15 protein-coding genes and 1 pseudogene are annotated in these 20699 nt (G+C 45.2%); 12 read left to right on the forward strand and 4 right to left on the reverse strand.

What is annotated here, in order from left to right; translation table 11 throughout:
- Positions 1-287: 287 nt before the first annotated feature.
- Positions 288-725, forward strand: coding sequence for a ferric iron uptake transcriptional regulator (gene fur / locus H9W84_RS01910; protein WP_050325439.1), 438 nt, complete (start codon positions 288-290; stop codon positions 723-725).
- A gap of 152 nt (positions 726-877) precedes the next feature.
- Here the strand turns inward: fur and murJ are convergent, their stop codons facing one another.
- Both murJ and ampD read right to left on the reverse strand, forming a co-directional pair.
- Positions 878-2464: a murein biosynthesis integral membrane protein MurJ gene (murJ, locus tag H9W84_RS01915; RefSeq protein ID WP_239741464.1), complete on the reverse strand. Its 1587-nt coding sequence runs from the start codon at positions 2462-2464 to the stop codon at positions 878-880.
- A 161-nt stretch (positions 2465-2625) separates the two neighbouring features.
- Positions 2626-3231, reverse strand: coding sequence for a 1,6-anhydro-N-acetylmuramyl-L-alanine amidase AmpD (gene ampD, locus H9W84_RS01920; protein WP_420846642.1), 606 nt, complete (start codon positions 3229-3231; stop codon positions 2626-2628).
- A gap of 180 nt (positions 3232-3411) precedes the next feature.
- Here ampD and H9W84_RS01925 point away from each other — a divergent pair, with 180 nt between their 5' ends.
- The 8 genes from H9W84_RS01925 to gshB all read left to right on the forward strand — a co-directional run bounded on the left by H9W84_RS01925 (position 3412) and on the right by gshB (position 14146).
- Positions 3412-6528, forward strand: coding sequence for a DUF2339 domain-containing protein (locus H9W84_RS01925; protein WP_239741466.1), 3117 nt, complete (start codon positions 3412-3414; stop codon positions 6526-6528).
- A 561-nt stretch (positions 6529-7089) separates the two neighbouring features.
- Positions 7090-8784 (forward strand): DUF3999 family protein, encoded by a 1695-nt coding sequence (locus tag H9W84_RS01930; protein WP_239741467.1) that lies wholly within the window; start codon positions 7090-7092, stop codon positions 8782-8784.
- 62 nt (positions 8785-8846) lie between these two features.
- Positions 8847-9740, forward strand: coding sequence for a carboxylating nicotinate-nucleotide diphosphorylase (gene nadC / locus H9W84_RS01935; protein WP_239741468.1), 894 nt, complete (start codon positions 8847-8849; stop codon positions 9738-9740).
- A gap of 66 nt (positions 9741-9806) precedes the next feature.
- On the forward strand, positions 9807-10718 hold the full coding sequence (locus tag H9W84_RS01940) for an NAD-dependent epimerase/dehydratase family protein (protein WP_239741469.1): 912 nt from the start codon (positions 9807-9809) through the stop codon (positions 10716-10718).
- Positions 10719-10788: 70 nt separating this feature from the next.
- The gene (locus tag H9W84_RS01945) at positions 10789-11721 is read left to right on the forward strand and encodes a hypothetical protein (protein ID WP_239741470.1); all 933 of its coding nucleotides are present in this window, start codon (positions 10789-10791) and stop codon (positions 11719-11721) included.
- Positions 11722-11757: 36 nt separating this feature from the next.
- A complete protein-coding gene (gene pyrE / locus H9W84_RS01950; RefSeq protein WP_239741471.1) occupies positions 11758-12480 on the forward strand; it encodes an orotate phosphoribosyltransferase in 723 nt (240 codons plus the stop codon).
- A gap of 67 nt (positions 12481-12547) precedes the next feature.
- Positions 12548-13129: a hypothetical protein gene (locus H9W84_RS01955; protein ID WP_239741472.1), complete on the forward strand. Its 582-nt coding sequence runs from the start codon at positions 12548-12550 to the stop codon at positions 13127-13129.
- A gap of 54 nt (positions 13130-13183) precedes the next feature.
- Positions 13184-14146, forward strand: a complete 963-nt coding sequence (gshB, locus tag H9W84_RS01960; RefSeq protein WP_239741473.1) for a glutathione synthase — start codon at positions 13184-13186, stop codon at positions 14144-14146.
- A gap of 71 nt (positions 14147-14217) precedes the next feature.
- Here gshB and H9W84_RS01965 read toward each other — a convergent pair whose 3' ends face one another.
- Positions 14218-16191, reverse strand: a complete 1974-nt coding sequence (locus H9W84_RS01965; protein WP_239741474.1) for a PhoX family protein — start codon at positions 16189-16191, stop codon at positions 14218-14220.
- Positions 16192-16479: 288 nt separating this feature from the next.
- Complete coding sequence (locus H9W84_RS01970) at positions 16480-17733, reverse strand: IS256 family transposase (protein WP_239741475.1); 1254 nt, start codon at positions 17731-17733, stop codon at positions 16480-16482.
- Between the two features lie 481 nt (positions 17734-18214).
- Here H9W84_RS01970 and H9W84_RS01975 point away from each other — a divergent pair, with 481 nt between their 5' ends.
- From H9W84_RS01975 to H9W84_RS01985, 3 genes and pseudogenes are all read left to right on the forward strand, one after another.
- A complete protein-coding gene (locus tag H9W84_RS01975; protein WP_197931452.1) occupies positions 18215-18625 on the forward strand; it encodes a cation efflux protein, CzcI-like in 411 nt (136 codons plus the stop codon).
- A 123-nt stretch (positions 18626-18748) separates the two neighbouring features.
- Positions 18749-19340: pseudogene (locus H9W84_RS01980) on the forward strand (transposase family protein).
- Between the two features lie 32 nt (positions 19341-19372).
- On the forward strand, positions 19373-20698 hold the full coding sequence (locus H9W84_RS01985) for a TolC family protein (RefSeq protein ID WP_040403790.1): 1326 nt from the start codon (positions 19373-19375) through the stop codon (positions 20696-20698).
- The last annotated feature ends 1 nt before the right edge of the window (position 20699 follow it).

The following is a 20699-nucleotide window of genomic DNA, read 5'->3' on the forward strand; positions in this document are numbered from 1 at the left end:
TTACGACTTATCATACGTGATTTGGGTTTTTTTGCCTACCTATTGACCGCAAAATTTAAATTATTTTACATACAGTTAATGTTTGGGTGTAAAACACCGCGGTGGTTTGGTATTTGGCGTTCTAGTGGTTAGCCTACTTTATCTCTAGTCTGCATTCGCCCGTTATTTGTCAACGCGCGCTTTTGCCAGTGGTGTCACGTTTTTTTACTGTGGGATTTCATCGAATTTGTTATTATAGTCATAATGTTCAGTTTATAAGCGACACCTGATAGGGTGTAAGGATTTTTATGTCGTCTTTTACCAACCAAGATTTGCGTCGTGCCGGTTTGAAAGTCACGTTACCGCGTTTGAAAATTTTAGAATTGCTAGAAAAAGCCGAATCCCATCACATGAGCGCAGAAGATGTATATAAAGCCTTGATGGAGCACGGTGAAGACGTGGGGCTTGCGACTGTTTACCGGGTGTTGACCCAGTTTGAACAAGCGGGGATTGTCGAGCGTCACAATTTTGAAAACAACTTGTCGGTGTTTGAAATCGCCAAGGATGAGCACCATGACCACTTGGTATGCGACCAATGCGGCAAAATCATTGAATTTCACAATGAAGAAATCGAAGCGTTGCAAGAAAAAGTCGCCAAAGACTTTGGCTTTACCCTAGCAGGGCACTCGCTGGTACTGTATGGAATTTGTGATAATAAAGACTGCCAAAATTCGATAAAGCGCTAAAACATTGTAATGCATTGATAGGTTAATGCGCTAATGTTTTGCTGCGTTAAAAAAAGCTCAGTCACAAAACTCAATTACAAACTTCAGTTAGAAAAAGCGGCTAGATAAATGTTATTTAGCCGTTTTTTTGTCTGTTTTCCGTTGTCTATTGTTTATTGAACGCTATGATGCGGTCTTAGTTCTGATAGCCTAAAGCCAGCGATTAATAGCGCTGCGCCATACACCATAGCGCCCACCACACACAGCGCCAATAGCGCAACAATACGAATACCTTGATGCGCGGTAATCGGGAAAAAATGAATACCAGCGGCAAGTGCCAACCCCATTGCCCCATTTGCCATGGCAAAGATAATCGCTAATCGTCGCCAAGCCGCACCAAACCGGTAAATACCTTGGGTATGTAAATAAAAATATAACAGCGCCGCATTGATAAAAGACGCCAGTGTATTGGCAAGCCCTAGCCCGGCGTGGGGTGCGATTTGCCACTTTTTAAATAACCCAGCCAGTATTAGGCTTAACACGACATTGGCAATCACGCTAATCACACCGACTTTGACAGGGGTGCGACTGTCATGACGGGCAAAAAAAGCTGGGGCAAATATTTTAATCAGCATAAATGCCAAAATCCCACCCGCTAAGCACTGTAGCGCAAGCCCACTCATCATGGCATCTTGCCGTACAAATTCCCCATGTTCAAACAGGGATATCATAAGCACATTACTAATCATGCCAAGCGCGATGGATGCGGGTACGCCGACCAACACCGTCAGCCGCGTCGCCCAATCTAGGGTGTGTCCAAATTGTTGATGGTCATCGCTTGCGATACTTTTGGATAGACTGGGCAAAATCACCGTGCCAATCGCCACCCCAATCAGCCCTAGCGGCAGCTCACTCATCCGCTCGGCGGTATATAGCCAAGAGACCGAGCCATCGACCATGGTTGAAGCCAGTACCGTGTTGACCAGCATATTGATTTGGGTAACCGATACCCCAAACAGCGCAGGGAGCATGAGTTTTAAAATCCGTCGCACGCCAGGATGACGAAAGCTAACCTTTGGCATCACGAGCAGCTGATGGCTATGCAATTGCGGTAACTGAATCAATAGCTGCAGCAAACCTGCCACCGCAACGGCATAACCGACCGCCAAAATTGGCTTGGCAAGCAGCGGCGCTACCCAAATCGCGCCCACAATCATACACACATTTAAAATTACCGGTGCAAAGGCAGGCAAGGCAAACCGCCCCACGCTTTGCAAAATACTACTAGCAAACGCGGTCATGGCGATAAATAACAAATAAGGAAAAGTGATACGAAGTAGCTCAACTGCCGTTACAAATTTGCTAGGCTCATGCAGATAACCGACCGCAAACACAGCAATCACGGCGGGCGCGAAAATGACTATCACGGCGGTAAGACCTGATAAAATCAACAATAACGTACCTGCCACCCGACTGATAAGAATTTGAATGCCAAGCAAGGCTTTTTTGCTATCGGTCATGTCGTTATTTTGGGCTTGGTGTTGATAATCGGATAGTACAGGGACAAAAGCTTGGGCAAATGCGCCTTCAGCGAACAGCCGCCGCAAAAAATTGGGCAATTTGAATGCCACCAAAAACGCATCCATCATGCCCCCTGTACCAAACACGCTCATCAATACCATGTCGCGAATCATACCCAAGATACGTGAAAATAAGGTAAAAAAACTAACAATAGCGGTGGATTTGATAAGTTTTGACATGAAAGAATCGCTGCAAGTTCTGCCGAGAAGTGGGTGTGCTAATTGGATTTTATAGCTTGATTTGGGCACTATTATCTTGCAAAATCGTTATTTTGCAAAATTGTCATCTTACAAAATCGTTATCCTAAAAAATTGCCATACAATAAATTTTTGAAAATCATCTAATGGCTGATGTCATTTTTATTGACCATGTTTCTATTGACCATGCTTCTTAATTTCACCCAATCAAAATAGAGCCCCGGGTCGGATTTGCGGCCGCGCGCGATATCGCTGTGACCGGCTAGATGATTGATGGTTTTGGGATAAGCTTGATAAATCGCGGCAATCACGCCACTTAAAGCTTGGTATTGCCTATCATCAAACTCGCTATAATCATCACCTTCTAGCTCAATCCCAATCGAATAGTCATTGCAGTTTGGCACGCCCAAATAACTAGATTTGCCAGCATGCCAAGCCCGCTCATCAAAGCTCACAAACTGCGTGACCCTACCATCGCGCTCAATAAACAAATGCGCGGAGACCTGCTGCTGATAGATGGTTGCAAAATACGGATGGGCTTTGGGGTCTAACTGATTTTGAAAAAATGCACGAACAAAATGCTCGCCTTGGTCATCTTTTAGACCAAATTCACTGGGCGGCAAGCTGATGTTATGAATCACAATCAGGTGAATATCGTTAGGGTCGGGGCGTTGTCCAAAATTGGGTGACGCCACAAACTCGCATGGGCTTAATAAACCCTGCTCAATGCTAAATCCCGACATAACCATACCCCGCCCAATCATCAAAATGGTGTTTCAAATAGTTGGTAAAACGCTACTCAATGCTATGGCTAATTTAGCATAAAATGGGCTTATCATCACCTTAACCGAAAGACACAGTTAAAAAAAAGCAATTTTGCAAAAAAATGGTATGCTATCGCTAAGCTGACAACAAGGGTAGGACATCTGATGGATACGATTATAGCGGCGTTGATTCTGGCAGTGGTGGGGGCGCTTTATAAAATTTTTGCCCAACAAAAAGCAATTACCCGGCTTGAATCCAAGCTCGACAACCTGCAAAAACAACTCGCTGACGTTATGGCAACTGTGTATATCCTAAGCAGCGAGGCAAAGCCATCATCTACCCAGCAATCGGCAAGCGATATTCGCCAAAATCAGCCTGTCACTGAACCTGTTACTGACCCCATCACGCAGCCCATCGGTCAAAACCCTGTCTCAGCGCCCTTTCCAGCGCCCCTCCTAGTGCCCCTCCCAGACTTAGACTCTTTGCCAATGGCGAATACGCTTGACGCTTCGGTTAGCTCAAATGCGCCAACGGCAACGCAGCCGTCAATGAATGACGCAGCCCCACCGCATAAACCTATCGTATCACAGCCATCATCTCATTCTTTAAAAGATGATGAAAGCGCTACCAATATTGTGACATCGCTTTGGGCAAGTGCCACTCAATGGTTTTTTGGGGAAAACTTGGTGGTGCGTGTCGGGGCACTGGTGCTGCTAGTGGGCGTGGTGCTATTACTCAAACTTGCCAGCCAATATATTGAGGTATCGATGCCCGTGCGCATGGCGCTGGTAGCGTTAGGTGGCTTGGTGATAACGGTAGTCGGCTATCGCACCACTGCCAAAAAACGCAGTTATGGGTTGACTTTGCAAGGTGTCGGCTTTGCGGTGATTTATTTGACAGTGTTTGCAAGTTTTAAATTGTATGGACTACTGCCATCAACCTTAACCTTCGGCGTGCTCGCGTTACTGGCAGGGTTAACAGTGATGTTTTCGGTGTGGCAAAATGCGCTGCCGCTTGCGGTCTTGGCGTTCGGTGGGGCGTTTTTTGCGCCAATACTGGTCAGCCGACCTGACGGTAGTGTGGTGATGTTATTTAGTTATTATTTATTACTCAATATAGCGGTTGCGGTGATTGCCCATTATCGCACTTGGAAATTGCTCAATGCGCTCAGTCTAGCGGTGACTTTTGGGCTTGCTTATGCGTGGGGATTTCGTGCATTTAGTGGCAATAGTGCAGGTGCAGGCTGGCTGTCATTACGCTGGCAACTGCTGGGGTTATTGGTTGGGCACATGGCGCTGTATTTGTTTATTGCGGTTAGATACTCTCAGCAGGTCGTGAGTTATAACCAAACGCTACTGCAAATGAACACGGGGGTAGCCAAACGCCCGATTATATCGATAGATTCAGGCTTGTTGTTTGGTACAGCGTTACTGGGGTTTGGGCTGATGGCAAGCTTGCTCAATGATTTGCCTTATCATCTGGCTTTTGCTAGCAGTGCATTATCAGCTATTTATTTGAGTCTAGGATTGTGGCTGCTCAAACATCATCGTCGTAGCATCGCAGGCGACCCACAAGCCAACAATCAATTTGATAACAGCTTTGAGCTGCTCATTGAAGCCAGCCTTGCGCTCGGCTGTGGGTTTTTGGCTTTGGTGATACCACTGGCGCTATCAGCCAAATGGATTAGTATCGGTTGGGCAGTGCAGGGTGCTGCATTGGTGTGGCTCGGTGCGCGTACCCAAAGACGCTGGACGGTATATTTTGGGTTGGCATTGCAAGCCTTTAGTATCGTGTTATTGGTGGGCTTTGATACCCTCATGCGGCATTGGTATGGGCTACTGGATCAATTATCTATTCCGCACCAAACATCTATAGTAGCGGCTTCATCCACTTTGCCACTGACCGTATTGACAGCGTGTGTGCTGCTGTCTGCTTTTATTTTGCGTCACGGTAGAGCCAATATCGCGGCAGCCACATCCCAAGCTAAAGGTCAGCCTCAAACTCAACCTGCGACAGTCAAAACGACGCATAAACGGGTTCAACAAATCGCTGATAATGCCAGTCACAGCTTTGTTGCCACCGCGCTTGTGGTTGTCGGGTTTGTGCTGTATCTGTCGGCGATTTTATCCGCTGACCCCTTTTGGAACAACGGTGGCAAAACCACCACTATCAAACTTGCCGTGGGTATGGCGGTATTTTTAATTGTGGGACAACTGATACATCAGCGTTTTGTTTGGCGCAGTATGCGTAAGGTGAGCCGCTTTATTTTACCGTTTGCGATGATGAGCTGGGTGCTAGTCTGTCTCACTCATGTTAAGGTCGAGACGGTTGTAGACCTAAACGATTATCACATCAAAGCATTTAGCGGGTTGGGGCGTTATTTGCTCGCCATGCTTGGCTGTTTAGCCATCGCAAAATTGCTAGGCGCGTGGCTGCTTAGTCGCTGGCACCGCGACCGACTGGATACAAGCGTTGACGCGCTCGTTTGGTTTTTGACACTGATTGCCATGCTAACTTGGATGCTGCAACAAGTGCCATTTAACTATTGGCAGCATGCCCAAGAGCTTCGAGCCATTATCACTATTTTACCGACCGTGCTCGCTGTGATTGGGCTGATGAGTTTGTTGTTGCTGCCAAAACTTCAGGCGCTTGGTGGTCGTTTGCTTGGTTGGTTAGAGGTTGATACTCTACTGAAACACAGCGCTTATATTTTGGTACCTATAACCTTTATTTGGAGTTTATCTGCCAATTTCTCGTTAGACGGTCAGCTATTGGGCGTTTATCTGCCCCTGCTCAATCCGCTGGATTTGACCTTAATCAGCATTTTACTGTACCAATCTTATGTGGCACTCAAAGTTGATAGCAACTATCGTACTATCGTTTTGGTGGTTTGCGGTCTAGGGGCATTTTTGACGGTCAGCAGTATGTTGGTGCGTGGGTTTGCCAGCGTTTGGGGCACACCGACGTGGGAAAATGGTGCTTGGTCAGTCAGTATGGTACAGACGGGGCTGACTATCTTATGGACCGTCATTGCGATGGTATTGATGTTCTTGGCAAACAAAAAAGCCATTCGCTTGGTATGGTTTGCCGGTATCGCATTATTGACCATTGTGGTTGCCAAGTTGGTATTGATTGATATGTCGAATACCAGTGCGGTACTGCGTGTGGTGTCTTTTATTGGGGCAGGCTTGTTGATGCTAGTCATTGGCTATCTTGCACCCTTACCGCCTAAGTCAAGTAAACCTAAGGCAGGTAAACTCAAGTCAGATAAACTTAAGTAAGACAAACCCAATGCAGCCAAAAAAAGATAAGTAGACCCCTGCTAAAGCTCGTGAATAACGTGGGTTATTTTTCGTATTTACGGCAGGCGGGCTTAGCTAAATGCACAAAGACTTGCTGCCTAATTGTCTTTAAATTGTAACATCTAGCTAGAATTTATCCAAAATATCGGTTCTCTTGTTAGAGGTTTGTAGCACGGTATAGAAGTTTTGAGTGGGTATTGTTAATATCCTTATAGGGCAAAGTGCAACAGCAATTAAAGTATAAATCTAATTACTATCAATAAGTTAGAAAAACACTTATCGCGTTTCTAACATAAAAAATTAATGTTGTTACTGTCTACTGATGCTTACAATGCGAGGCCATGGTTTTTTTAAATTTTTTTAGATTAACTGCAACTGACGGCTTTATGTTGATACCCAAACACATGCTACGCTGTTTTTTGGGATGATTAATCTGGTAGGTCGGGGTTTTGTCAATGGGCTTCGCAATTTGCTAAGTTATAAAGCAACATAAATTATCAAGTAGCTATGCAGCTAAAATGAAGTAACAATGAAGCTAAAATGAAAAACAATAAGCACTGTCACGTAAGATTAGCCAAACACCGCGCCTGTATTTTATCGGCAACTTTAGTTTCGCCGCTATTGTTAGTAGCTATCATTTACACGCAAGCAGATGCCCAAAACCCCACGCAAACGGCATCCGTCACTGTTGCCTCGCAAACACAAACCACCACGACCACGGTAGCGCCTGCCATCGTTGACAACTTAGAGCAAGAGCAAGAGCAAGAGCATGACACTGACAGTATCAGCTATGGCTTTGAGGCATTGCAAAATAGCTTTGCAATCGATATTGATTTACCGGGAGAAAATCAAGCGGACAACCCCAACTACGCCCAACTGGTAAAATTTTCGTCGTTAACGCCCAGTTTGTTGGCTTTAATCATGCAGCAAAATGGGGCAACTATTAGTGATAAACAAAATTACCGCTTGATTGATGCCAAAGGTCATATTATGCCGATGGCGATTCGCCCGGTCAGCAAACAATCATCTGTCAATCAAGTATTGCAAGTAGTTAGCGTGGAGACGGATAACCCCAATGCGGTGGAAAAATTACGCCATGCGTTGACCGTACAGCTTGATAACCCAGACAACCAACAATCGATTAACATTGACCTTAGTAATTTACCTTCAAACCCAGTCGCCGCTGTTACCAATAGTCCGGTCAGAACTTGGTGGTTAACCAATCCCAACTTTGCCAAAAACCAATCTACTTTATCAACCGAGCAAGCAGTCAATCTTTGGCTAAAATTTTTACCAGTGAATTCAGCCCAGCCCAGCAAGCGCCCACTGCAACTGCAAATTTATGGCAGTGATGACTTGCAAAGCTGGCAGATGGTCAGCCAAACGGTGGTCAGCCCCTTTGACCCTAGCCAACGTGGTCAACCTAGCCAGGCTACTCAACATAGCCAAATGGTAGCGCCGCAAGCTGACGGCAGCAATCAGCCGATAGCGACAGGCAATGCGATTGCCATCGAGCCACAGCAAGCCAATTATCGGTATTGGCAAGTGGTGGCAAATCAGCCTATCAATCTTGAGGCAGCAAGCTTAAATCGCATGGTGAGTGAGGCAAGTTTCTTCTTGACCCGTGCCAGTTTTTCAAAAACCAAAGATGACGCCAACCAATGGCGGCTTAGCCTTGCTCAGCCCATGTTGACCACAGGGGTAAGTTTTTTTGTCCCCGAAAATCAGCTGTGGCAAGTGAGCATCAACGTACCTGAACAAGAAGCCAATCAATTAGCTAAAATCAACAAGACCGCTAATGTAAGTAATGATAAAACTTTAGCCAATTCACAAATTGATAAAAACCATACCACGGTCAGTTGGCAACCCACATTGACCAAGTCGCTGCAATTGGGTGGTCAAATGCAGCAAGACGATTTACCGGTCAATCTGTTAACGCCCATGTATGAGATGTACTTTTTAGCACAAGGCACAGCGCCTTATAGACTGGTGATTAACGAGCCAGGCGTATTACAACAATCCAATATCACGCTATCCAACCAACAACTCGCCAGCCTTGGCAATACCGTTGAAGGACAAATGCAAAATATCGAGGCATTGAACAATCCCAACGCGTCGTTTGAACGCTACAAAACATGGGCACTGTGGGGTGTACTCGCTGCGATTGTAGCCGCTTTGGCGTTGATTGCCCTGCGTTTATATCAACAAACTACTACCCAAGCCCCCAAAGAATAAGCGATAATACAATCAAACATACTTCATCGAAAATACCCCATCAAAAATAAGGGATTATTTGCATGCCTGCTGCTAGCCAAACCATTAGTGACACCTCGACCACCGCGCCGCACATTAGCTCACTACTACGTATTGAAATCGCCAAACAAGTCGCACTTGCGCTGCAAGAAGACATCGCGACTGGGGATATTAATGCCCAGTTAATACCTGACACACAGCGCGATACGGCAACGATTATTTGTCGTGAACCGATGGTAGTCGCGGGCAAGGCATGGGTGGATGAAGTATTTCGCCAGCTTGACCCCAATATGCAGCTTGATTGGGCAGTCAAAGATGGTGACGCTGTGGCAGCCAATCAAGTTTTGGTGACGCTCATCGGTAACACCCGGGCGCTACTGACGGGTGAGCGTACCGCGCTCAATTTTTTACAGACTTTATCATCTACTGCCACTGTGGTTGCCAACCATGTGGCGGTCATCGCAGAACTACCGACCAAATTGTTAGACACCCGTAAAACCCTCCCAATGCTACGCCATGCGCAAAAATACGCCATGCTGTGTGGCGGCGGCAATAATCACCGTATCGGGCTATACGATGCCTTTTTAATAAAAGAAAACCATATCATGGCGTGTGGCGGTATCGCCCAAGCAGTCAGTCAGGCGCGTCAGATTGCCAATAAGCCAGTGGAAGTTGAAGTGGAAAATTTTGATGAGTTGCATCAAGCCATCGCTGCCAATGCTGATATCGTGATGCTCGATAATTTTACCATTGAAGATACCCAAAAAGCGGTCGAGTTGGTTGCTAGTCTTGGCAAGCCTTGCCAGCTTGAAGCTTCAGGTGATATTAGCCTTACCAATCTACGCCAAGTGGCAGAAACAGGGGTGGATTTTATCTCAATGGGTGCGTTGACGAAGCATATCAAAGCCATTGATTTATCGATGCGTTTTCAACAATAAATCGGTTAAAAATACATCGATTAAAAATAGTCGGCTTTTTTAATGCCATTCTCGATAGGTCATAGCATGATGCAAACCATTTTAATGATTGGACTGGGCAAAATTGGTTTACCAGTTGCTAAGCAATTAGCGCTGCAGGGGCATTGCGTGATTGGTGTTAGCCGCTCCACGCCGACAGATTTGGTTTTCTGCAGCCCCAGAACACCCAAGCTACCGCCCGATAATGACCATCTATATCAGGAAAATCTACATTTTGTTGCCAGTGATGCGCGCACGTTAGACGTTGCGCAGCTAAGTCAATGGACCAGCCAAATTAGCCAAATCTGTATCATTGTCAGTCCAGATACCCTGTCGCTACAAGGCTACCGTGACAGTTATTATGCGATTGCCGAGCATGTGGTGCGATTGGGTGACCATCTGCCAAACCTCAAACGTGTGGTATTTATTTCTTCGACAGGCGTTTACGGACAAAACGCGGGCGAAATCATTGATATCGATACCCCTGTGTTCGCGCCAGCGAGCGCCACTTCTCAAGTGATTTTGCAAACTGAGCAGTTGTTGCAGCAGCACTTTGAAGATAAGAGCGTCATCATTCGCCCAAGTGGGATTTATGGGCAGTCACGGCTACGTCTACTGACCATGGCAAGACAGTTAGCAGCGCAGTCGACAAATATGGCGAGTGATTATCCGAGTAACACATGGACTAATCGTATTATGGATACAGATTTAGTCAGCATCATTGTCACTGTCATCAATGCGGGTCAAACCGTGCCAGTTTACTTGGCGACAGATAACGCGCCAGTCCCGCTCTATACTGTGCTAAACTATTTGGCGACTGCACAGGGCTTGAGCTTATCGCTGCCCTGTATGGAGCCAACAACGGGCAAACGCATTATCACTAACTTGCCAGCTACTTGGCTCAACTACCCAGATTGGCAGTCAGGCTATCAGTATATTTTGTCGAGTTTAGGCGAATAGTGATGGGTGGTGGGTTTCAACAAAAATTTTTCAGCATTTACCTATCAGTGATTTTATAGCCGTGTATGCCATGACTTATTCCAACACCGAGCGCCACGCCGCAAAAAACCAAGTGGTTAAAGACAAACACCAGCTACGCCATCCCAATGTGATGACAGAAACAGAAAGATTGGCTTTACCCGATCCTTGTCGCCCGATTGATAAGCGCGTCATACCGGCGCGTCATACCCTTGACGTCTATATGCAAAAACCGCTTTCATTGCCAGTGGCGGATACCAACAACCTCACCGCTAGTGTAAAAGAGGTTGCCAAGCCCTACCCAATGAAGGACAACACAACAAAAACCCTTAAAAAAAGTCCGCAAAGTCATCAATCTGACATGCTAGAGCAGTTACTATCTGAGCAAACCATTGAGATGCGGCACTTTATTAAGCAACAGCAACAGCACGCCAATAGCAGCCAAAGCAAACACCCGTCATTGCATTTACCGCTGTCTTTGTTGCCGCAGCTCGTCAATGACAGCAGTGTTTCACTGATGAAAGAGGTGATGGGTCGATACCCACATTTAGCGATCATGGATATGCTTACAACATCCTTCTCACAGCAGACAGTGCAAAATTCCTGCGCACATCAAGCCAACGATGCCCCCAGCACACAGTCTGACGCCACCTATAACCAAGCGCTACTTAATATCGAAACCAAACTGTATCTGATGGGACAAATGTACCATATTATGCTTTGTGTGTTTTTGCTATGCCAGTGCAAATCACGCAAATCACTCAACCCCCAAATCACCTTGCAAGACTTGGCTGATGCTATCAATCAATACATCGAGGCGCATCGCACCCAATTGCATTTTTTGACCCGGCATGACGATTTATATATCGAACCGACGCATGTTGCGCTCGCCGCCATTGCCATCGACTGGCAAGTGGGTAAGCAAACAGCCATCAGCAAACGTACTATCACCATTAGCTCGCAAAACCCAATCACAGGCGGCTAATGGTATTTTTTAACTTGTTCTTTTTTGGAGTCGCGTATGTCGCAATTATCTCAAGCCCAAGCATCTCAAACCCCATCCTCTCAAACCCAAGCCGCTCACGCACCGCAGTTTATTCCCCAGCATTTTATTGAAGTGGCACTCAAAAACAATGTATTAAAATTTGGCGAATTTACCCTAAAATCAGGTCGTATAAGCCCGTATTTTTTTAACGCAGGTTTGTTATCAACAGGTGAGCTATTGTCGGTGTTGGCAAATGGGTATGCTGATGCGCTTGCCAAGCAGCTACAATCTAGCGACAGTAAGGATTTGGTAATTTTTGGGGCAGCATACAAGGGTATTCCGTTTGTGGCGGCGACCGCGCAAGCACTGTGGAACAATCACCAAATCAATGCCGATTGGGGCTACAACCGTAAAGAAGCCAAAGACCACGGTGAAGGCGGTATGCTGGTTGGCGCCGATCTCAAAGGCAAATCAGTTTGGGTGATTGATGATGTGATGACCGCGGGTACGGCGATGCGTGAAGTAGTGGCGCTATTAGAAAAATCAGAGGCCAAAGTCGCGGGGATTATCGTTGCGCTGGATCGTAAAGAAAAAGGTCAAAGCGAACAATCTGCCATTCAAGAATTGGCACAAAGCCTCAATGTACCGGTACTTGCCTTGGTCACGATGGATGACATTACCGAGTATGTCGCCAAAAATGGCACGCAGGAGGAACTTGCTAAAATGCAAGCTTACCGCGAGCAATACGGCGTTCAATAAGCGGCTGCTATCACCCAACCCCGCGAATTATAGATTGTTTTTAAATTAACCATTGAAGAGGACGGCTATGTTGACAAAAGCCTTGCCCACCACACTAACAACGGCACACCTTTTGCGTATTGGCACTGCACTCACCTTATCGGCAATATTATTTGCGCTTGCAGGTTGTAGTAGTATCAATGAAATGATGGCGGAGGGTAGCAAACCGCCTGCGATTGTCAATGTGGCAACTGACCAACAGCCGTTTTATGATGCTTTAAATAGCCTTATCTTGCCGCCAAAATCACCGCAAGCTGCGCCACAAGGCATTGCCGATGGTCCTTATAATGGCGTGATGCCAGAAGGGGAGCAATTTACCACCTTTGTGAAGAACGGTTACTTCGATGAATTTTTGGTGGTGTACTATCCAAATTTTGTGACCCAGCTTCGCACCGACTTGGTTAACGGCTTATATGATGGTTGGGTGACGTATCGATTGTCCGATAGCCGTATCAAACAAAAAGTATTGTTCCGTCAGGGTGTGGTACAAGAAGCGATTGTTTATAGCCAAGCGGGAAATCCTGAATACCATTTTTGGTTTACCAATGAACAACCGACCAGCGGTATGCGCTACGATAGTAATGGCAATGCGGTCGAATCGATGTTTTAATAGCAAAATGAACAATTGATAAAAATTGAACAAGCATACTAATAAGGATACTAAATGAAACCATTGAATTTTCTGATCGTCATGGACGATATCCACACCATTAACTACAAAAAAGACACCACGCTCGCGATGCTGTGGGCGATTGCAGATCGTGGTCACACGGCGCATTATTGCCAAATTCACGATTTGTGGCTCGATAATGGCGCATTGCAAATTGATAGCCAATCGCTCAAAACGTTGAAAGACCCTGCACGTTTTTATGAACTGGGGGAAAAAACCACGCAGCCTGCTAGCGCATTTGACGTCATCTTGATGCGTAAAGACCCGCCGTTTGATATGCAGTTTTTGTATAGCCTGTACTTGCTAGAATATGCTCAGCGAGCAGGTGTATTGGTGGTCAACAACCCAGCAAGCGTACGTGACTGTAACGAAAAACTGTTTGCGACACAATTCCCTGAGCTGATGACACCGACGATTGTCACCAACAAACAGACCCATATCCGTGATTTTATCAATACCCACCAAGATGTTATCGTCAAACCGCTTGATGGTATGGGGGGAATGGGTATTTTTCGACTGACCGCCGATAGCCCTAATATTGGCTCAACCCTTGAAATGCTAACCCAGCTTGAAAGCTTGCCTGTGATGGCGCAAAAATACTTGCCCGAAATCAAGGACGGCGATAAACGCATTTTAATTGTCGGTGGTAAGCCCGTGGATTATTGCTTGGCGCGTATCCCAAGCCAAGGCGAAACGCGCGGTAATCTAGCCGCAGGTGGTCGTGGTGTCGCCATGCCATTGTCAGCGCAAGAGCGCCAAGTTGCTGAGCAAGTGGCGCCTGTGCTACTGCAAAAAGGCTTGTACTTTGTCGGACTCGATGTGATTGGTGGCAAAGTGACAGAGATTAACGTGACTAGCCCCACCTGCGTGCGTGAGATTGACGACCAATGCGGCACGCATATCGCAGAGGACTTTATTGCGTTTATTGAATCGCATATTGAAACGCAAATTCACTAGCTGTCATTGTCAAAGCAAAATAAAAAACCCAGTCATTGACTGGGTTTTTTATATCATCGCTTGGCAGGGTATTAAGCTTTAAACGCCAAATAACCCACCGCAGCACTGTAGCCATCTTTGAAGTTTTGGTTAATGAGCGGGCGAACTGCTGTCTCAACGGCGGGGACAAATGTCATATCACCTGGGTGTTGGAAGTTTGACATGATATAAGTATAGCCATTGACTTCATCAACCGCGTGTAGACCTGTTGACTCAGCCCCTGCTGGTGTTGACAAGATACGCGCTAATTTTTTGGTATCAACATTGTATGCCCAAAGATAGTTGTTAACGTGGTAACCAGAGTCTTCACCGATAAATAAGGTACGCATTTTTTCAGAGAATTTTAGGTTATCGGGGCAAGAGATTTTGTCAATGTTTGACGTGTTACCGAGCGCGTCTTTGGCAATGTCTTCCCCTGCTAAGCCTTCAGGTACATACATACGGGTAGAGACCCACTCAGAGTTAATCGCTTTACCATTGTTATCAAGCTGACCGCCTTTAAGCTCATGGGCATACACTGCGCCTGATTTTAGCTGAGCCACTTTGACATCGTACTCGTCCGTGGTCATCGATTTTTCAATGCGCGACATGGCAGAGTAGGCGATTTTATCTTTGATATTGACCGTGGTGCCTTCCATTTTGGTAAACGCCATTGACGCACCTTGCAGCGCTGCGTAGCGGTGGGTTTCTAAAAATGCCGCCGCTTGGGTGAGTTTGTCTGCCGGTAATTTGCTATTTGGCGCAAGTTTTACCCAGTTACTTGCTCCGTCATAGCCGATTTTTTTGTAAGAGGTATCATTGGGGTCAGTGTACTTGACATCCATGATATCGGTTGGTACTACCATATTGGCTAGGGCTTCGATTTCAGCACTGGTCGCATGTCCCAGATGCATCCATTTGATGCTAAAATCACTGGCAGCCGCAGGGCCACCTTTTGCTGACGTTTGGCTGATTTTGGCGACATAGAGGTTACCTGCAGACAGGTCAGCTGCTTTATCGGCAACAAACATGAATAAACCACTGTTAGTGAAGTCATCACCCATCAACGCAGTACGTTGGTCAGGCATCACCTGAATCAGTTCGTGAGAGATACGGCCTAGATTGAAATGTTTTTTCGCGATACCAGAACCATCCGCATTGACTACGATTTCTGGTAAATGACCATAATGGTATGGGTTTGCTTTGGTTTCATCACCGTATAAGTTTTTGCTAAATGCTTTAAATTGGGCGCTGCTTTTAGCCATGAAAGCGTCTGGTTCATACTCTTCTGATGACAAATGCGTATTCCATGGTGAGAGGGATGCACCACAAGTAATCCATAACCCATACACTTTTGACATATCCACATTGTGGTATTTGACGACTTTGAGTTCGCCTGTTTGTGGGTTTTGGTCAAGTGTCACTACCGCAATGGGTGAAGGTAGTGTACCGTAAGTATTGCTGCCTGCTTGGTCTTTACTTGTATATTCAAACTGCACCACCGCAAATACGGTATTACCTGTTACCCCTGCCACGCGCGCGCCTTTAACTGTCAATAATGAAGAACCATCGGGACAATCAGAGAAAAACTGGCGCGTAGATGCCAGTACTGAACTATCCATGATGGGCTTGTTATAGATATCAAAATAGCCGCCTGCAATGATGTCATTACCCTTTAAGTCTTTTAATTTATCGCCTGTTATAAAAAAAGGTTGATACTGTAGCTTATAGTCAGTCGTGGTATTGTCATCAAAGGTTGCTTTTAGCTTTGAATCGACATACACCGTTGCCATATTGGCGGGATTTGATAAATTTGGTGCAGCCATACCGACAAATTCAGTCGCTTTAATGGTTTTTTGTGTATTATTGAGTATACCTGCTGTGGTATTAGTATCACTATCACTATCACAACCTGTTAATAAGGTGGCAACAGAGCCTGTGGCAAGTGGCAACGCAGGCACCCCTGCCAAAAAACGAATGACATTACGGCGGCTAATGGTTTGGTCTAATTGATTAATTTCAGTCATGAGTGAATTCCTTGCTGATAGCAGTTAGCAGTTGGCTACGAAATAAATTTTATTGAAATAATGCAGAAACAATTATGCTGAGTATGTTAGAGGGGATATGTGACAGTGGCTTGACTGATTCGTGACAGAACGGTGACAACTAATCATCCGGTTTGAATATAAAGCGATACCATGGCTGCAAAATCTTGATGCTACTTAGCAATTAAAGTGATTTACTTTATTATTGAGTGAAATAATGCTATGATTTTGCCATTTTTATGGTGATTGTTTTTCCCGATAAAGGGTCAGTCATGCGGGGTTTTTAATCCCCACCTCACCTAGATTGGATTGGTCAAGGATAATAAGATGAGTGAGCCAACGATGCAAAAACCGCGCGTGCTGATGATGGCAGCAGGCACGGGTGGGCATCGACCACTTTTTGGATGCCTGCTGGGTTGCCAGATATACTACCTTGAATGCTGCCTGATCAGATGGGAACACCTTACGCTTATTCACCGCTGTCCGAATCACGCTGTTTAGCGACTCTATCGCATTGGTGGTATAGATCACTCTTCTGATGTCTTTAGGATAACCAAAGAACACCGTTAAGCCCTCCCAGTTATTGCGCCAAGACTTGATGACATGCGGGTACTCTTTGCCCCATACTTCATCAAAGTGCTCAAGGTTGGCCTCTGCCATCTCAAGCGTATCAGCACCGTAGATGGCCTTTAAATCAGCTGCTACGGCCTTCTTGTCCGTCCAAGGTACGAACTTCATCGAATAGCGCACCATATGCACGATACACAGCTGAACCTGAGCGTTAGGGTAGACCGTATTAATGGCATCAGGGAAGCCTTTTAGGCCGTCTACACAGGCAATAAGAATATCTTGAACCCCGCGGTTTTGTAGCTCAGTGAGAACACCAAGCCAGAATTTAGCGCCCTCGTTCTCTGATAGCCACATGCCAAGCAGCTCTTTTTTACCATCAAGAGCAACGCCTAAGGCCAGATAGATAGCTTTGTTGATGATCTGCTTGTCCTGACGAACTTTGACGACAATGCAGTCTAAGTAGACGATAGGATAGACGCTGCTCAGTGGCCGGTTCTGCCAAGCGGTGATGTCATCCAAGATGTTGTCAGTGACTCTGGAAACCAAGCTGCTTGAGATGTCGACGTCGTAGATGTCCTTGATGGTTTCGACAATCTCAGTAGTGGTTTGACCTTTGGCGTAAAAGCTGATGATTTTGTCATCAAGACCTGAAATACGGGTTTGGTGCTTACTGACAAGTACAGGCTCAAAGCTACTGTCGCGGTCTCTTGGGGTGGAGATCTCAAGCTCGCCTGTGTCGCTACGGACTCTCTTTTTAGTGTGCCCATTGCGCTTATTAGGCCTGTCTGCCTTTTCATGCTTGGGGTAGCCGAGATGCTCTTCCATTTCTGCTTCTAGGGCAGTGTCGATGAAGGACTGCATGAGCTGCTTTTGAAAGTCTTTGATGTCATCGAAGCTTTTCATGCTGCTGGCCATTTGCTCAGCCAGTTTCTTGATGTCAGATTGGTTAGTCATTGCTTATTCTCCTGTTAGTGGATTATAAGCAGTTACACAAAGTTTGGGAAACTCTCATGGAAATTGCCTTTTGAGTTTGAAGCAATGTACAATGATAAGATTAACCCGTTAGGTCAGGTGGCCTAACTTAAATAAATTGCCTTTTGAGTTTGAAGCAATGTACAATGATAAGATTAACCCGTTAGGTCAGGTGGCCTAACTTAAATAAATTGCCTTTTGAGTTTGAAGCAATGTACAATGATAAGATTAACCCGTTAGGTCAGGTGGCCTAACTTAAATAAAAAGTCTCCGACAAACCCGGTACGGTTCACTATCTATTGTTATTCTTACCTGAAATTGATGTGAGCTTATAGAGACAAGGTAAATTTGCAAAAGTGCCGGCTATTCAGTGTTCATTGAATGTTTAATTTAATTTATTAAGCTTGACCTTGGAGTGGCTCTAAGCCTTATACTTGGTACAAATTTTTCGATTGTTATGATGATGCGTTCTACTACATGGATTACAGTCTTGGTTGGATTGTTCATGTTCCAAAGCTTTTGGAATGTGGCGGCGGCCTTTTGTGTCCATGAACAACAGCCTCAATCACAGCAGAGTTATCATTTTGGTCATCACCAAAATACCTTGTGTGCCAGCGATAGTCGTCAACACGATCATAATGGACAGTCAGAAAACATAAAAACATTCAGTAGCGATTTAGAAATCGGTGAAGATCATCAAGATCATCTACCATCGATGATGCATGTGATTGTACAAAATGAAAAAGTAGATGTGTTTCATCCAAGCTCTGAAGTTAAAGTGAATCCACAATTTCATTGGAAAAACAGCTATCAGGCTCCTGACCTGTTTCAACAAAGCCCACCTCCCGAATTTTCCCCGCTCATGGTGGGGTAGCCTAAAACATTCCCACCACTTTTATTATTTAAACCCCACTCTCAACACTTTTAGAGGGGGTTGAAACAAAAAAGGCATGAACTTAAACTTTAATCAATGACCAAAAAGATTAGAGGATAAGCCATGCCCATCGACGAATTTATCATTAAAATCTATCTAATGGTAGATGACTACTACAAAAAGATTGTAACAAACCGGCTAAGGCAAGGCGGATATGCACCAAAGCTAACCGACAGTGAAATTATCACCATGGAGATAGTGGGTGAGTTTTTACAGATGGACACCGACTCACAAATCCATCAGTATTTTAAACAGCATTGGCAAACATGGTTTCCACAAATAGGCTCATATCCCAACTTTGCCAAGCAGTGCGTCAATTTGTTACAGGTAAAAACTTTGATACAACAGCATATCGTTAAACAGTATGGGCAAGACAACATTCATTTTATTGATGGCTTTCCCATTCCTGTGTGTCAATATGCCCGATAAACGACCACTCAGTGTACTTAATCGTCTTAAAAATGCTCGTCGCAATATTGAGACGGTGATTGGTCAGTTATCACAGCGATTTAACATGCAAAAGGTGAGAGCGAGAGATTTATGGCATTTGTCTCACAGATTTATGCGTAAAATCTTGGCTCATAACGTTTGCTTTGTAATCAACAAACAGTTAGGTAATCCCCCACTTCAGTTTGAATTGCTTATTTCAAGTTGAGAGTGGGGTTATTTAAATAAGTGGGAAAAATCATGTCTTCACAATCAATTATACTCTTGCGTCATAGCTTGGTTGCTTGTATATGTGCAGCGGCTATGCAATATAGCTATGCTGAAAACGTTACCAGCTTTGAATCCGCTTTAGCAAAAGTACAAAGTTACCAGACTCAAGACAAGCCGTGGCAACAAGTTCAGCAAATATCTGAATTGAATATTCAGCAAAGTCGGTTATGGCAGAATCCAAGTATAAGTTTAGAACAGTCTGGCTTTGGCTCAGGTCAAGAACAGGAATTCAATGTTGGCGTTAGTCAACCTCTAGATCTATTTGGTCAGCGTAAGCTGAACCAGGTGATTGCCAATACCTCGAATCAACAAATCCAATTGCAACAGCAATTATGGAAGGCACAAAGCCAACTGATTGTTAAATTTGCATGGTCGCAATTTGTACTTGCTGAGGTTGAGCAGTCTGTTTATTCAGTACTGTTAAAAACAAGTAAAGCCAATCTGGACAGTGCCCAGAAACGCTATCAGGCAGGCAGTATTGCCCTGGTTGATTTTGAGCGTGCCCAAATTGAAGCGCTAGAAATCCAACGACTTTATGAGCAAGCGATGCTGAATAAACAAGCTGCCGGTCGTCAGCTGTCTAATTTGTGGGGGGGAGAAACATCTTCACATCTTCAATTGAATAAAACCGCTATCCCTTGGCCAGAGCAAAGTCTCCAAACTGTGCAACGGTATATTGCTGAAGGGTGGCTAGAAAAATTCTATGCCTTGAACATTCAGCAATCGGATCATCAAATTGAAAATTTAAGAATTCAGGCACGTCCCAATCCGACTTTAAATGTAGGCATGAAACGTAGCAAAACCCCTAATAAAAGCAACGATACGACTTTAGCAATCGGCGTGGCTATTCCACTGAATATTTTCAATCGCCAGCAATATGCGATCCCGATGGTCCAGCAACAGCAAATATTGCTGAACCAACAGCAGCAGCGTGAGCTGAAGCAACAAATACTCGATATTGCCAACAGCATGCATCAGCTCAAAGGTTTACGTAGCCAGTTCGATGCCACAACAGCACAAGTTACTTTGGCGACCAAAGTTCAGAGCCGTACTTTACAAGGGTTTCAGGCAGGGAAACTGTCCATTACCGACGTTCAGCAAGCAACCACCCAACTGCAGAATCTTCGATTGGGTCAATTACAAATTCTACGTCAAGCTTGGCAAACTGCCCTAGCAGCTGAGGCACTCAGTATTGGCACAAGTTATGAAGAAATTAGCCGTTCGGATGCCTATACACAACTGAATAAAAAGGCAGTCGAAGCATCGCAAAATTTAATCAATGGGGGAGCACGATAAA

Source organism: Moraxella tetraodonis (assembly GCF_022359095.1).
Taxonomy (GTDB): Bacteria; Pseudomonadota; Gammaproteobacteria; order Pseudomonadales; family Moraxellaceae; genus Faucicola; species Faucicola tetraodonis.

Coding starts and splice junctions, on each gene's coding strand:
- H9W84_RS01975 (WP_197931452.1), top strand. CDS start 18,215: ATGCGTTCTACTACATGGATTACAGTCTTGGTTGGATTGTTCATGTTC.
- H9W84_RS01985 (WP_040403790.1), top strand. CDS start 19,373: ATGTCTTCACAATCAATTATACTCTTGCGTCATAGCTTGGTTGCTTGT.
- pyrE (WP_239741471.1), top strand. CDS start 11,758: ATGTCGCAATTATCTCAAGCCCAAGCATCTCAAACCCCATCCTCTCAA.
- H9W84_RS01925 (WP_239741466.1), top strand. CDS start 3,412: ATGGATACGATTATAGCGGCGTTGATTCTGGCAGTGGTGGGGGCGCTT.
- H9W84_RS01955 (WP_239741472.1), top strand. CDS start 12,548: ATGTTGACAAAAGCCTTGCCCACCACACTAACAACGGCACACCTTTTG.
- ampD (WP_420846642.1), bottom strand. CDS start 3,231: ATGGTTATGTCGGGATTTAGCATTGAGCAGGGTTTATTAAGCCCATGC.
- H9W84_RS01930 (WP_239741467.1), top strand. CDS start 7,090: ATGAAAAACAATAAGCACTGTCACGTAAGATTAGCCAAACACCGCGCC.
- gshB (WP_239741473.1), top strand. CDS start 13,184: ATGAAACCATTGAATTTTCTGATCGTCATGGACGATATCCACACCATT.
- H9W84_RS01940 (WP_239741469.1), top strand. CDS start 9,807: ATGATGCAAACCATTTTAATGATTGGACTGGGCAAAATTGGTTTACCA.
- murJ (WP_239741464.1), bottom strand. CDS start 2,464: ATGTCAAAACTTATCAAATCCACCGCTATTGTTAGTTTTTTTACCTTA.
- H9W84_RS01945 (WP_239741470.1), top strand. CDS start 10,789: ATGACTTATTCCAACACCGAGCGCCACGCCGCAAAAAACCAAGTGGTT.
- H9W84_RS01970 (WP_239741475.1), bottom strand. CDS start 17,733: ATGACTAACCAATCTGACATCAAGAAACTGGCTGAGCAAATGGCCAGC.
- H9W84_RS01965 (WP_239741474.1), bottom strand. CDS start 16,191: ATGACTGAAATTAATCAATTAGACCAAACCATTAGCCGCCGTAATGTC.
- nadC (WP_239741468.1), top strand. CDS start 8,847: ATGCCTGCTGCTAGCCAAACCATTAGTGACACCTCGACCACCGCGCCG.
- fur (WP_050325439.1), top strand. CDS start 288: ATGTCGTCTTTTACCAACCAAGATTTGCGTCGTGCCGGTTTGAAAGTC.